This window comes from Candidatus Liberimonas magnetica (genome assembly GCA_020523885.1).
In the GTDB taxonomy this organism is placed as follows: domain Bacteria; phylum Elusimicrobiota; class Endomicrobiia; order Endomicrobiales; family JAFGIL01; genus Liberimonas; species Liberimonas magnetica.
On sequence record JAJAPY010000025.1, the window covers coordinates 1 to 14,503 of the forward strand.

The following is a 14,503-nucleotide window of genomic DNA, read 5'->3' on the forward strand; positions in this document are numbered from 1 at the left end:
TGCCTGATATTCCTGATAAACCCGATAGGCCGGAGATTCCTGATAAGCCTGACAATCCTGATATACCTATTGAACCGGAGATGCCTGATATTCCTGACAAACCGGATAGACCGGATACTCCTTCTCCTCCGGCTGATCCTGTTAAACCAGATATTCCAGGGATTCCTGATAACCCAGATAAACCCGACAATCCTGATATCCCGGTTGAGCCGGATATTCCGGATATACCTGACAAACCGGATAGACCGGATACTCCTTCTCCTCCGGCTGATCCTGTTAAACCAGATATGCCTGATAAGCCTGACAATCCGGATAGGCCGGATAGGCCTGCTCCGCCGGCTTCTCCTGTTAATCCGGATATGCCGGATGTACCTGATAAACCAGTTGCACCTGATATGCCTTGTAAGCCTGACAATCCTGATAAACCGGAGATGCCTGATATTCCAACCCCGCCGGCTTCTCCTGTTAATCCTGAGATGCCTGATATTCCTGATAAACCCGATAGGCCGGAGATTCCTGATAAGCCTGACAAGCCTGATATACCTGATAAACCTGACAAACCGGAAATGCCGGATAGACCTGATAAGCCTGCTCCGCCGGCTTCTCCTGTTAATCCGGATATACCGGATAGGCCTGACAGACCGGATAGGCCTGATACTCCGGTCTCACCTGATATTCCTGTCGCACCGGAGATTCCTGATATTCCTGACAAGCCGGATAGACCGGATACTCCTTCTCCTCCGGCTGATCCTGTTAAACCAGATATGCCTGATAGGCCTGATAACCCTGATATACCAGAGATTCCTGTTGCACCTGAGATTCCTGATATTCCTGACAAGCCGGATAGACCGGATATACCTGACACTCCTACTCCACCGATTGATCCAGTCAAACCGGAAATCCCAGATACACCTGATAAGCCGGTTTCACCTGATATGCCTGATATGCCTGATAGGCCTGATAGGCCTGACAAACCGGATATGCCGGAGATCCCTTCTCCGCCAGATAGTCCCGCTAAACCTGATATACCTGATAATCCTGATAAACCTGATATACCTATTAAACCGGAGGTTCCGGATACACCTGATAGGCCTGATATTCCTGATAGACCTGATATGCCGGATAGTCCTGCTCCGCCAGCTTCTCCTGTTAAACCAGAGGTTCCGGATATACCTGATAAACCAGTTTCACCGGATATGCCTGATAAACCGGATATTCCGGACAATCCTGACAAACCGGATATACCGGATTTACCTTCTACGCCGGCTGACCCTGTTAATCCGGATAGGCCTGATAAGCCCGACAAGCCTGATATGCCTGTCTCACCAGAAACTCCTGATAAGCCAGATAATCCGGATTGACCTGTCGCACCTGAAATTCCTGATAGGCCTGACAAACCGGATAAACCGGATAGACCTACTCCACCATTTTGCCCAGTCAAACCGGATATACCGGATAGGCCTGATAGGCCTGACAAACCGGATAAACCAGTTTCGCCTGATATACCAGATATTCCTGATATACCTGATAAACCGGATATCCCTGACAAACCGGATATTCCGGATATGCCCGCTCCGCCGGCTGACCCTGTTAAACCTGAAATTCCGGATAAGCCTGACAAACCGGATAGGCCTGTCTCACCGGAAACTCCTGATAAGCCAGATAATCCGGATATCCCCGTAGCACCGGATATGCCGGATATTCCCGATAAACCGGATATCCCTGACAAACCGGATAAACCGGAGATTCCGGATATGCCCGCTCCGCCGGCTTCTCCTGTTAATCCGGATATGCCTGATAAGCCCGACAAGCCGGATATGCCTGTCTCACCGGAAACTCCTGATAAGCCAGATAATCCGGATATCCCCGTAGCACCGGATATGCCGGATAAACCAGATAGGCCAGATAATCCGGATAAGCCTGACATTCCTTCTGTACCGGCTGCCCCTGTTAAACCTGATATGCCGGATATGCCTGTCGCACCGGAGATTCCTGATATTCCTGTCGCACCGGATATGCCGGATAGGCCTGACATGCCGGACAGGCCTGATATTCCTGATAAACCGGATATGCCGGATATGCCTGCTCCGCCGGCTTCTCCTGTTAATCCGGATAGGCCTGATATTCCTGATAAACCGGTTTCACCGGATATGCCGGATAGGCCTGACATGCCTGATAAACCTGATATTCCTGTCGCACCGGATATGCCGGAGATTCCTGACAAGCCTGATATGCCGGATACTCCTTCTCCACCAATTGATCCCGTTAAACCAGATATTCCTGATATGCCGGATAAGCCGGATAAACCGGAGATTCCTGTCTCACCAGATATTCCTGATATACCCGACAAGCCGGATAAACCGGAGATACCAGATATGCCTACTCCACCTTCAGCTCCAGTTAAACCTGATATGCCGGATAAACCAGTAGCACCGGATATTCCAGATAAGCCTGATAGGCCGGATATGCCTGATATCCCTGATAAACCGGAGAGGCCGGATAAACCAGACATTCCTTCATTGCCGGGTGTCCCAGTTAAACCTGATATGCCTGATATTCCTGACAAGCCGGATAAGCCGGATACCCCTGTCGCACCGGATATCCCTGATATCCCAGATAAGCCAGAGAGACCGGACAGGCCGGAGAGGCCTTCTTCGCCGGCTAATCCCTGTAAACCTGATATGCCTGATATTCCTGATAAACCTGATAAGCCGGTTTCACCTGATATTCCTGATATGCCTGATATTCCTGATAAACCTGATAAGCCGGATACCCCTTCATCGCCGGGTGTTCCTGTTAAACCGGAGATTCCTGAAATTCCTGATAACCCTGATAAACCTGATACCCCCGTCGCACCGGATATCCCTGATATCCCAGATAAGCCAGAGAGGCCGGAGAGGCCGGATATGCCTTCTCCGCCGTCTGCTCCAGTTAAACCGGATATGCCGGATAAACCAGTTGCACCGGATATTCCAGATAAACCTGATAGGCCGGATATGCCTGACAAACCTGATAGACCGGATATTCCGGATACCCCTTCATCGCCGGGTGTTCCTGTTAAACCGGAGATCCCTGATAAGCCCGATATGCCTGATACACCTGTCGCACCTGATAAGCCGGATATTCCGGAGATTCCTGATATTCCAGACAAACCTGAGAGGCCGGATATGCCTGACAAGCCGGATATTCCGGAGATTCCTGCTCCACCGGCTTCTCCCTGTAAACCAGACAGGCCGGATATGCCTGACAAGCCGGTTTCACCGGATATTCCCGATACTCCGGATACGCCGGATAAACCGGATATCCCTTCTAAGCCGGATATGCCTGAAATTCCTGACAAGCCGGATAAGCCTGACATCCCTTCTGCGCCAATTGTTCCGGTTAAACCTGATATTCCTGAAATGCCGGATAAGCCTGACAAACCGGATGTACCAATCGCACCTGATAGGCCTGATATGCCTGATAAACCTGAAATTCCTGACAAGCCGGATAAGCCTGATATTCCCGAAATTCCAGCTCCGCCGGCTTCTCCTGTTAATCCGGAGATTCCTGATAAACCCGATAAACCCGTTGCACCTGATATTCCGGATATCCCTGATAAGCCTGATAAACCGGATGTACCAATCGCACCTGATATGCCTGATATGCCTGATAAACCTGATATTCCTGACAAGCCGGATAAGCCTGATATTCCCGAAATTCCAGCTCCGCCGGCTTCTCCTGTTAATCCGGAGATTCCTGATAAACCCGATAAACCTGTTTCACCTGATATTCCGGATATTCCTGATAAGCCGCTTATACCAGATATTCCGGTTTCTCCCTGTGTTCCTTGTATTCCAGATAAGCCAGATAGGCCGGAGAGGCCGGAGAGGCCGGAGAGGCCTTCTCCGCCAGCTAATCCTTGTAAACCTGATAGTCCTGATATTCCTGATAAACCTGATAAGCCGGTTTCACCTGATATGCCGGATAAGCCTGATAGGCCGGATAAGCCTGATAGGCCGCTTACACCTTCTGGGCCTGTCAGTCCTGATATTCCGGAAATAGAACACGGTAATCCAGATATTCCTGACAAGCCGGATAAGCCTGATATTCCTGACACAGAACACTCTAAGCCTGATATTCCTGACAAGCCGGATAAACCTGAAATACCTGACACAGAACACTCTAAGCCTGATATTCCGGATATTCCTGATAAGCCGGACAAACCTGAAATTCCTGTTTCACCGGATATTCCGGTCGATCCCGATATTCCTGATATTCCTGATATTCCCGTCAAGCCGGTTAAGCCCGATAAACCGGATGGTGCTACATTAGGGCTCCAGGTCGGAGCTGCGGCACCGTTACTCGTCAATACATATCCGGGCGTTCCGGGTGCTAAAAAGCCTGTTACATTTGAACCTGATTGGTATGGGATAGCTCCGACTGATCCGCCGGTTAGATTGTTAGTGAAAGTAGCTGTTGTTGCGAAAAACGAGTAAGGGGAGGTGGTAAATTGTTCTCTGGGTACAAGAGCAGAACCTTCTACTACTATTTCCAGCCAGTATGTGCCGCCACCCCAGTCAATGGCAGCAAAATTATATCCGAGCCCATTCTGAGAACCGAGCTGATATGAAAATATCCCTGTGCTTATTGTTACATTCCTTGCGTCACTTGACCATATAAGGTTACCGCTCGTAGCTGCGTCATAAATTCTGAATTCAATGGATTTTACATCGCTCACAGGTTGGCCGTTCATGCGCAATCTGCCCTGATAATTAACAGTATTAGGTGTAGCGCAGTAGCTATCAGTTATAAATAATAGCGCTAAAGACAGCACTAGCAATAAAACAAAAGTTATGGAAGCTTTTTGTTTTTTCATAACTTAATCCTGGTCATTCTACGACATCATTTCATCAAAAAACTAATGTTTAAATGTTCAGCACACTTCTTGTTCAATAATAGTATAATATATAGTTTTTTTTTTGCAAGGGTTATTTAAATATTTTTTTGCAAGTCTATTGTTATAGGCATTAAGTTGCCTAACCCTCATTTTTTCAACTTCAAGTTTAGAAATTTATCACCTCTAGATCTCACACACTAAAAAATTTGGGTTTTCTGCAAATTCTTTAGACTGATATTCTAGCAAAATACTGGAAAAATTAATACGGAGATTATTACAGGAAAACATTTGAAAAATGTTTTCTTATTTATATATTATACATATATAATGTTGACACAAGTTAGTCATTCTATAGCCTTCCAAAACAAATCCGAAAATTATGGCAGTATCTGCATTGAAACAACTAAGTGTTTGGATTGTTATTCAAATGTGTAGAGTGGTAACAATAACAAATCGTATCGGATTGGCAAGAATATCAGCTGACTTCGTCTATCATTTTATCGTAAAATTCAACATATTTGTCTTTATTTTCACCAGATCTCCACTTGATGGCTTCTCTGGGATGCTGGTTCAACTGGCCAGTTAACATATATGGGATGCTGTACCCCCAGTCAAGTGAATTCTTCATGGGCAACATAACTTTTTCCGCACATTCAAGAACCGGCCTTAAATGAAACCTGGGATTTTTAAGAAAACCTACAATGAGCTCAGTCGAGCAATTCCCTGCGCCTCTACCCATACCAGACAAGGTTGAATCCAGCCTGCTTGCTCCGGTAACCAGGGCCTCTACTGTGTTTGCAAAAGCAAGCTGCTGGTTGTTATGGGCATGAATTCCGACCTCTTTTCCGCTCCCTTTAAGTACACTAAGAAAAAGTTTGGTCAAATCCCTTACCTGCTCCGCATAAAGCGACCCGAAACTATCTACAATATAAACCGCGCTGGCAGGCGTTTTTGATATAACTTCCAAAGCTTCGGTTATTTCTTTTTCTCCTACAACACTTATAGCCATTAGTTGTAGGCATGTTTCATAGCCCTTGTCATTGGCGTCCTGTATCATATCCACAGCGGTAGGTATCTGGTTGATGTAGCAGGCCACCCTGATTAGATCGATAACACTTTTTTCCTTTGGCAGGAGGTCTTCGTGATAATCCGTCCTTCCTGCATCAGCCATGACCGAGAGTTTAAGCCCGGTCTTGTTGTCTTTGACTATTTCTCTGATATCGTCTTCGTCGCAGTATTTCCATTTCCCAAAATTTGTTTTTGAAAATATTTTTTTTGACGATTTATACCCGATTTCCATATAATTGATCCCTGCTGAAACACAGGTTTCATAAACAGCTTTTACGAATTTATCGTCAAATTTATGGTCATTAATAAGCCCGCCGTCCCTTATCGTACAATCCAATATTTTAATATCCGGCCTATACGTAAGTAAAGTCCCCTTTTTGTCCTTATCCATGTTGTTGTCCGGCACTAATACCTCCGTTCCTTATTTAACTTCTTTTAAAAGCCTCTGTAACAAGCCATCTGTCATAAGTTGTACCTGGTCAGGGGTAAGCTCTTTACAGAAAGCCTTATCCGAATAGATTATTTCGCTGGTCTCAACATCCAGAACGCTTATCGTAAGAAGGTAATGAGCGCCGAGTTTGCCGAACGTCCCTGAAACGATCTTGTTGACATTAAGCAGTTTGCCCATCTTAACAGCGCACTCATTTGAAGTACAACCTGTCTGCTGCAAACCCTGTTCAGCCAGCACCTTTTCCATGTTGTTCCTGTCAACTATCTTGTACCTTTTTGACTTGACAAGGCTCGACCTGAATATCTCCGTAGTAAAAGTTGCCTCTGACATTGATATAGGCGCAAGAGCCTGAAAATCCAGCACAGCCACGTTAAGCTGTTTTCCCTTTATGTCTTTTTCTGCCGTACCCTGTTTAGTTTCTTCTTTTTTAGAAACAGCTGGAGCCGGCGCTTCCGCTTCTTCTTCCGGCAAACCAAACTTCAGCCCCAAAGAAACCATATGCGTATAACCTAAATCACCGAACGTATCCATAGCGTAATCAAGGGTGTACTTTGAGATTTTTAATCCAAAACCCGCCGTTACACCTGCCAGGGCCTCAAAGTTAGCCGAAGCCTTTGTTTTATACCCCGCTCTTATCGCAAAGTTCCTAGTAATAAAACCCGGGACATACTCTATACCGGCATGTATATCCGCATCTTCATCCGATGAAGATACCAGATCGACATCTAATATGAAGTTTTCCATTTTATAAGCACAGCCGAACCTTAATATCTTTGGGAGCTCTTCAATTTCATTCCTGAATTTCACTTCTCCGCCATAGTTTTGTGCTGCAAGGCCTATATTTATATTATTAAAAAGGCTGAAAAAAACGCCGAGATCGCCTACCAAGGACGAGCTCTGCTCATCTTCTATTTTAGACGCTACTTGTTTTAAGTTCAAACCAAAGGATACAACTCCAAACTTTTTTGCATAAGTAAGGCATGTATTCATATCAGTTGCGCTGTAGGTCTGGTTCAGAGCATTTCCTGAAATGTCATATTTATTTATATTGCCTGATCCCAGGTAATTAACACCGATGCCTAGCACTCCGCCAAATCCTTCATGGCAATATGCGGCGTAATCAAATGATATATCCTGAAACCATAAAGCGTGCATCAGGGTCAACTCAGCATTTCCTTTTATTTGAGTAAGCCCCGCCGGGTTCCAGTATATGGCATTTATCTCATCTGATACACCTGTATAGGCGCTCCCCATAGCAACAGCCCTTGCCCCAAGCCCGAGTTTTAAAAACTGAGCGCTTGCCATTTTATTTGCTGCAAACGATAAAGATATGCATAAAATTTGAATAAGAAAAGTCAATGCTATTTTTCTTATCATCAATAACTCCCTTTTTACTCTCTCACCTCTCTTATAAGGCAGGGTGAGCAAGCAATGCTAAGAAAATGCCTTTTGGCAACGACTTGAACTTTTAGGAGTTGCCAAAGTGAAGTGAGCCTGCAACGGCGAACGTCTTTTCGTGCATTGTTTGCTCACCCTGTACATTTTACCTTATTATCCCAAACTTCCCTTTAGCTTTTTCGCCGTTTGCATTCGTGATTAAATATATGTATATACCGCTTGAAACTTTAGCGCCGTTTTCATCTATGGTGTCCCATTGGTAATAGTCAACAGTTGCGTCATTTTTGTTTATGGTCTTTACAAGCATTCCATTATATGTATATATTTTTATTGTTACCTTATGTGTTAGTTTTTTGAAAGTTATAGTGCTTGCATCAAACAACCCGCCGCTTCCAGGTTTTAGCGGGTTGGGATAAACAAAAACACTGTTTAGATCAGTAGTTGGGGGAGGAAGGACCACAGTTTGTTGCTGAGCAGCAGAACCTGAATCTGCTTTAAAAGACGGGCTCTCGGCATTACCGGATGCAGTTTGACCTACTGTGGCAACAACCTGGTAACTTGGAGAAGTGCCTGTGCCTCCTGCAGCTGTCATAAGAGGCCCTGTCAATATATAATTCGTTCCAACCATGGCTGCAGCAAAAAGTACCGGTACGATAAAAAGCATTAATACCGTAGTAGAAGTCGGTTTTCTAAAGCTAAAAAACATACAAAGCTCCTAACCAAATCCCACCTACGCGGTGGGACACGGTTTATTTCATTTTTATAAATACTCTGCCGTCGCTGAGGATATAGCCTACGAAAACTCCGTCTTTGGTTCTCACTTCCCTGTCACTCAGATTAACCATATCTTTATTAACTCTTAATTTGCCCATAAGCGCAACTAAAATGTGGCCCATCTCCATCTCGTCATCCGTTTTATTGTCCGGCTTATCGCCCACAAATCCCGGTTTGCCTGAACATATCCCTAAAAGGGCGTCGCCTTCAACATATTTCCTTGCCCTGCCGGTCCTGACGTTAAGCCCGACTATATCTCCTGGCATTACTGACCCGCTTTCTTTCTCAAACCACTCAGCGTAATCAGCTCCGGAAGATACTAATATCTTATCCTTTTTTCCTACGGGAATTAAAATACTACAAACAGAAATTATGATAAAAAAACCAAATATTATTCCGCTTTTCATAAAAATGTAAAACTCGGAAATTTTACGGATAGGGATTTGTGACTGTATAGGTAACTACAACACCATATAATCTCACAATATTTCCACCTGTAGCAGGATGCATATAAACATGGACATAATAGGTATTTGCCGTATTATCTATTTGTGCACTTACAATGGTTGATGTATTTTGTGATGTAAGACTGGTGGCTCCTGTAAATGATACTTCTGCCATATTTGTCCAAACACCAGAACCAGTAAAATCAAACTTATACATATCTACAAGTACTTTATCTGTTGCTTGAACCGTAGAAAATATTGCTTTTAAATTAGTAACTATAGCGCCATTAGGAAGACAAAGAGGAGCGATCCCATTTATATCTTGCGCCCCATTGATTGTAACATACCCTCTGGTTGAAATGCTTACCATTCCGGAAGTAAATCCAATAAAGGTAGTAGCAGGTATCGTATAATACCTCGTAACAGCTGTCATAGAATACCCGCCTGCATTTATTTCACCTACAGCCTTTATAGAATACGCTGGTGTCGGGAGAGTGCCTATGCCAAGATAACAGCCTCCTCCCAGCCACACAGAAGTTGACGGTGAAATAATCGAAACCGATTGGTTAAATATAGTAGATGAGGAAAATTTAACAAGCCCATTAAATGTGCTTTTATCAACAGTATAAATACCTTTTAACATGCTAACATTGCCTGAAAATGTACTTTTTCCGGCTACGGTCATTGTCGCAGTATTTATACCTTGACCTGCCGTTAAAGTCCTCCCCAAAGTGCAGGGCCCGCTGACAGACAAATTATTGTTCACAGACAAATTTCCTGCAACATTAACCTGGTTATTTACAGATTTGAGAGTCAAAGTTGTATTATTGCTTTGAATATTATTAGCATGGACATAACTTGAAACAAATACGGCATTTGATACCGTCATTGACGACGCATATATGCCTTGATTTGCTGTCGTAAGTTTTGCAAATGTATTCGCACCATTAAATGTATTATTTAAATTTAATATTCCGCTTCCGCCGGATATTGATGAATCCACATAGCTTTTCGTTGCGGCTTCCTGTGCATTTGTCGGATCTGCAAGGCTGATGATTTTTTTACTCGTCATATCAAGAGTTCCGCCGATACTTACATTGCCAGTGACACCCAGGGTACCTGATACTGAGGCAGAGGTTGAAATCGTAACCATTTTTGTAAATGTGTTCTGACCAGAATAAGTGTTTGTGGAATAAATCACGCCGTTATTTCTTGGGACATACTTGGCTGAGATTGAGTCCGAGCCGCCTTCGTAATGAGTTACCGCATGAGGAGCCGGCGCAAGCCCGGTATGAGTATGTATGCCGCCGATAGGAATACTGCCTCCTGTACTTAGAAGCAGCCAGTACGGATTAGAGGTGCTTATTATAGTATTATAGATAGCAAAATTTAAATCACTTTTTGTTATCGTTCCGTTTTTTATATGTGTTGAAGTGACTACTTCTGCAGCATCGTTCCTTATGAACTGAGACCCGTGCAATCCGTCGACTTTATCCGCATTAAAACCTTTTGCGCTTGCGTCGATATTTGAAGCCAGGTCGCTTACCGTAATCGTTCCGTCAATAATTTGATAGCTTCCTATAGTGTTTGCCCCTACGCCGTTATCAAGCCCGGTGGGTTTATTTTTCACGTCAGCCCAGTTCACGCTTTGAGCAAAAACAGCGGTTGAGGCCTTTAACGAATAAAACGAATACGCGGTAGGAACAAGCCTGTACCTGGGGCTCAAGGTCTCATTGCCTATGGTCACAGAAAGCCAGCAAGGATAACTGAATTCAATATTCAACGGCGTTACCTCGCCCAGGTAAACATTGTAAAACCCGCTTGAATCCAGAGTTACCGTCTGAGTTTCATTCCACAAGACCGTACCGTCCGTCCCTAAATCGTATATCTTAAAAATTATTTCCTTGGAGCCTGTTACGGCCTGGCCGGATGCATTGGTTAGCCTTCCCTGAAAACCTATGAGTTTGGGGACTGCGCAATAGAGTTTTAGGAAACTGCCTGTAAAAAGTAGTGTAAAAATCGTTAATACGATAAAACGGGATTTTCTTGCCATTTTAAACCCTCCTGGAATTCTTAAGCTATTGTTTTTGTTAATCGTTTATTTTAATTTCGGCCCGCTAAAAAACTATTTTATTTTACACGAAAAGTATATCAGTATTAGCAATAATTGTCAACACATTTTCAATGTGTTTTTAGTCACATAATTAATCGCCTCTGTTAGTTTATTTAGATTTTTCAAGGATTTCTGGGATATATTCTTCCAGACCGATAGCCATTATATGCACACCGTCAGCACATTTTCTTAATTCTCTTATCATTTCGGCGCAGATATTTATCCCCTCTTTTAACGGGTCTTTTGCTTTTTCTATTCTTTCAACAGCCGCCTTTGGAATGTTAACTCCGGGAAGCCCTGCCATAATTTTTATAAATTGGGCAGATTTAAGAAGAATAACTCCTGGCATTATCTTTGTATTTAAATGCTTTGTTTTTTCAAGGAATATTTTGTATTGTTCAATGTCATAGACCGGCTGGGTTTGAAAAAATACGGCGCCTGCATTTATCTTTTTTTCCATCATCATTATTTGAAGCTCTATCGGGTCAGCTGTCGGGTTTACTACCGCCCCAAGACAAAACCTCGGAGAGCCTTTTAATTTTTTGCCTGCCATATCAACTCCTGATTCAAGGGTCCGGGCAGCTTTCAAGAGCTGGGTTGAATCAAGGTCATAGACAGGTTTTGCATCTTTGTATTCGCCAATGCTGTTGTGGTCTCCACTTATGATCAAAACGTTTTCTATGCCTAAAACGTATGCGCTTAAGAGGTCTGATTGAAGAGCTATGCGGTTCCTGTCGCGGCAGGCCATCTGAAGGATAGGCTCATACCCTTTTTCTTTTAAAAGCCTGCACGTGGCAAGAGAGCCGAGCCTCATGGATGCGCGCTGGTTATCCGTCACGTTTATACCGTCAACTAAAGAACCTATCAAGTCAGCACGTCTTAGCAGGTCTTCGACATCAACACCTTTGGGAGGAAAGAGCTCTGCGGTAATTATAAATTCGTTTGACTTCAGTTTCTGGCAAAGTTTGCTTGTCACAAAATAGTCTCCACAGTATTGATAATTTAATGCAAATTGAAAATTGCAGAGTGCAAAATACAAATTTTAACTACCTTTAAATTATTTTTAATTCTTGTTTTGCAGTTTCAATTTTTCAATTTGCATTTTGCAATTTTCATTAGTATTTCTACAGTTTCCGGCTATTATCTAATTTTTTTGGCTTAGAGTGTTTTCTCGGTTCCATAAAAACCTTAAAAATATTTTCTTTTTTATTTATCTTGTTTAATTTATTATATATCAGCACCCACGCACAATCCAGTTCAGGGTCAACCTCGCATTTGCCGTTTACAGCGCCGCCGCACGGGCCGTTCATAAGGCTCTTTGCGCATCTTGCAACAGGGCATATCCCTCCGGTACTGTCTATGATACACTGCCCGCATATGGAACAAAACTCGTTATAAACGCCGATGCGTTCTATACTGCCCACAAAAACAGGGTCTAATGCCGGTAATAAAGGTTTATCCACTATCTTTTCTATCGCCTGAACCCCTCCTCCGCACGCAAGGACAAGTAGCGCTTCGCTTCTTTTAACTTCTGGCAATTTCGCCAGGTCCTTTTTTACTATGCGCATATCGCACGGCGTATCAAGGACGATAAAACCCGTAACTTCCTTGTTTTCTTTTTTTAACTCTTCTATCATATTTTTTACCTGTTCTTCGCCGCCGGTCTGGCATTTGGCAGCGCAGGCAGCACACCCTACTACAAATATTCTTTTATAGGATTTTATGTTGGAAAGGATTTCGCTGAAAGGTTTTGAGGTAGTTATTATCATTTTGCGCCTATTTTGAGTCCGTTGAAAAAGTCATCAACGGTCTTGATCCCAGTGATTTTAAACTGCGATTACAGTGATACATCAACGATAAATAATCACTGGCATCTTGCAGTTAATCACCGTAATCAAAGATTGTTGGGGTTTTCCAACACTCTTATTTTTGATACAGCTTTGGCAAACCCAAGTTTAAAGATATTTGAAACCACGTTTAAGGCTTCTTCAACCATAGGTTTTACCAGAAGATTTTCATCCCTGGTAAATTTCCCAAGGACGAAATCTTTCGGGTCAGTGTTTAATTCAACAGGTCCTAGGCCGAGCCTGAGCCGCGGGAAATCCGGCGTAGCCAGATGTTCTATTATTGACTCAAGGCCGTTATGCCCGCCTGAAGACCCCCTCTCCCTTAACCGTAGCTTCCCCAGAGGGATAGCAAAGTCGTCAACGACAACAAGCATCTGGCTGGGCAGGATATTGAAATATTCCAGCAGCTGCCTTACAGCCAGGCCTGAATTGTTCATGAAAAGCACAGGTTTTACCAGGATAATTTTGTTCCCGTCAGTATAAAACGAAGATAGCTCAGCTATAGCATGGAACTCCTTCCATTTTTGGTTTTCTTTTTCAGCCAGCAGTTCAACTACCCTAAATCCTATATTGTGGCGCGTTTTCTTATATTTTTCGCCCGGGTTGCCAAGTCCAACAATAATTTTAATATCAGCCATAAATTAATGGAAAACAGGGTCAAGGGGCAAAGGGTCAAGGGTTTAGGAAAGTCTTTTATAATCCTTGCTACTTGACCCTTTACCCTTGACTCTGAGGTTCTATTTTTTTTGTTCTTTTTCTTTCGGAGCAGGCGCCGCTTCTGCGCCTTCTTCTTCTTTATCTTTCTTGCCCTTACTTATAACTTCCGGCTCCATAGGAGCGGCTGCGGCTGCAGCACCCTCAACTCCAGCTTCTGCGGCAACCGGAGCAACTTCCTCTATCTTCATCGGAGCAACTACGTTGACTAAAAGGCTGTTCGGGTCGTTCAACACTTCAACGCCTTCTATCTTCGGCAGGTCTTTGACGGACACGCCGTTGCCGATCTGCAGGTTTGAAACGTCGATATCGATATACGCTGGAATATCGGTGGGCAGGCATTTAACTTTTAATTCGCGCACCGTATACTCTAATATTCCGCCTGCATCCTTTACTCCCGGAGCAACGCCTACTATATGTAAAGGCACGTTTATTTCTATCTTCTGTTTCATGGAGACCGCCATAAAATCGACATGGCTGAGGGTGTGGTCAAGGAGGTTCCTCTGCAATTCTTTTATAATCACAGTCTTTTTATTACCCTCGATATTTAAGTCGATAAGGACATTCTTGCCCACTCCTGAATGAAGGAACTTATCGAACTCTTTAGCGTTAACTGCAACATGGGTTGTTTTTTCTCCATGCCCGTAAAAAACTCCCGGCACTTTTCCTTCTTTTCTTAATGTTTTCAAAGTATTCTTGCTTTTTAATTCCCTTGGTTCTACTCTCAACTCTACTCTGTCCATTGTTGTATCCTCCTAAAATATGGTAGACGGGAGAAGGTAGATGGTAAACGGGTGATACCGTCTACCGTCT

At 43.7% G+C, this 14,503-nt stretch carries 10 protein-coding genes and 1 pseudogene; 2 read left to right on the top strand and 9 right to left on the bottom strand.

The genetic code is table 11. The annotated features are described in order from the left end of the window. Window positions 1-164 precede the first annotated feature (164 nt). A pseudogene (locus LHV68_13095) lies at window positions 165-257 on the top strand (peptidase). A 1,308-nt stretch (window positions 258-1,565) separates the two neighbouring features. Further along, window positions 1,566-4,478, top strand: a complete 2,913-nt coding sequence (locus LHV68_13100; protein MCB4792799.1) for a hypothetical protein — start codon at window positions 1,566-1,568, stop codon at window positions 4,476-4,478. A gap of 876 nt (window positions 4,479-5,354) precedes the next feature. On the opposite strand, the gene LHV68_13105 is transcribed toward LHV68_13100, so the two are convergent. The 9 genes from LHV68_13105 to LHV68_13145 form a co-directional block, all read right to left on the bottom strand. Continuing rightward, on the bottom strand, window positions 5,355-6,338 hold the full coding sequence (locus tag LHV68_13105; protein ID MCB4792800.1) for an aldolase catalytic domain-containing protein: 984 nt from the start codon (window positions 6,336-6,338) through the stop codon (window positions 5,355-5,357). Window positions 6,339-6,368: 30 nt separating this feature from the next. Next, window positions 6,369-7,775, bottom strand: a complete 1,407-nt coding sequence (locus tag LHV68_13110; protein MCB4792801.1) for a PorV/PorQ family protein — start codon at window positions 7,773-7,775, stop codon at window positions 6,369-6,371. Window positions 7,776-7,941: 166 nt separating this feature from the next. Further along, window positions 7,942-8,502, bottom strand: a complete 561-nt coding sequence (locus LHV68_13115; GenBank protein MCB4792802.1) for a T9SS type A sorting domain-containing protein — start codon at window positions 8,500-8,502, stop codon at window positions 7,942-7,944. Window positions 8,503-8,545: 43 nt separating this feature from the next. Further along, window positions 8,546-8,977 (bottom strand): hypothetical protein, encoded by a 432-nt coding sequence (locus LHV68_13120; GenBank protein ID MCB4792803.1) that lies wholly within the window; start codon window positions 8,975-8,977, stop codon window positions 8,546-8,548. A gap of 22 nt (window positions 8,978-8,999) precedes the next feature. Beyond that, window positions 9,000-11,069: a hypothetical protein gene (locus LHV68_13125; protein ID MCB4792804.1), complete on the bottom strand. Its 2,070-nt coding sequence runs from the start codon at window positions 11,067-11,069 to the stop codon at window positions 9,000-9,002. Between the two features lie 169 nt (window positions 11,070-11,238). Continuing rightward, window positions 11,239-12,105 (bottom strand): methylenetetrahydrofolate reductase, encoded by an 867-nt coding sequence (locus LHV68_13130; protein ID MCB4792805.1) that lies wholly within the window; start codon window positions 12,103-12,105, stop codon window positions 11,239-11,241. Window positions 12,106-12,253: 148 nt separating this feature from the next. Beyond that, window positions 12,254-12,898 carry a methylenetetrahydrofolate reductase C-terminal domain-containing protein gene (locus LHV68_13135; GenBank protein MCB4792806.1) on the bottom strand — a complete coding sequence of 215 codons (645 nt, stop codon included), beginning with the start codon at window positions 12,896-12,898 and terminating at the stop codon, window positions 12,254-12,256. 125 nt (window positions 12,899-13,023) lie between these two features. Continuing rightward, window positions 13,024-13,614, bottom strand: coding sequence for an aminoacyl-tRNA hydrolase (gene pth / locus LHV68_13140; GenBank protein ID MCB4792807.1), 591 nt, complete (start codon window positions 13,612-13,614; stop codon window positions 13,024-13,026). A 99-nt stretch (window positions 13,615-13,713) separates the two neighbouring features. Further along, a complete protein-coding gene (locus LHV68_13145) occupies window positions 13,714-14,433 on the bottom strand; it encodes a 50S ribosomal protein L25 (GenBank protein MCB4792808.1) in 720 nt (239 codons plus the stop codon). Window positions 14,434-14,503 lie beyond the last annotated feature (70 nt).

Coding starts and splice junctions, on each gene's coding strand:
- LHV68_13145 (MCB4792808.1), bottom strand. CDS start 14,433: ATGGACAGAGTAGAGTTGAGAGTAGAACCAAGGGAATTAAAAAGCAAG.
- LHV68_13100 (MCB4792799.1), top strand. CDS start 1,566: ATGCCCGCTCCGCCGGCTGACCCTGTTAAACCTGAAATTCCGGATAAG.
- LHV68_13125 (MCB4792804.1), bottom strand. CDS start 11,069: ATGGCAAGAAAATCCCGTTTTATCGTATTAACGATTTTTACACTACTT.
- LHV68_13110 (MCB4792801.1), bottom strand. CDS start 7,775: ATGATAAGAAAAATAGCATTGACTTTTCTTATTCAAATTTTATGCATA.
- LHV68_13115 (MCB4792802.1), bottom strand. CDS start 8,502: ATGTTTTTTAGCTTTAGAAAACCGACTTCTACTACGGTATTAATGCTT.
- pth (MCB4792807.1), bottom strand. CDS start 13,614: ATGGCTGATATTAAAATTATTGTTGGACTTGGCAACCCGGGCGAAAAA.
- LHV68_13105 (MCB4792800.1), bottom strand. CDS start 6,338: ATGGATAAGGACAAAAAGGGGACTTTACTTACGTATAGGCCGGATATT.
- LHV68_13135 (MCB4792806.1), bottom strand. CDS start 12,898: ATGATAATAACTACCTCAAAACCTTTCAGCGAAATCCTTTCCAACATA.
- LHV68_13120 (MCB4792803.1), bottom strand. CDS start 8,977: ATGAAAAGCGGAATAATATTTGGTTTTTTTATCATAATTTCTGTTTGT.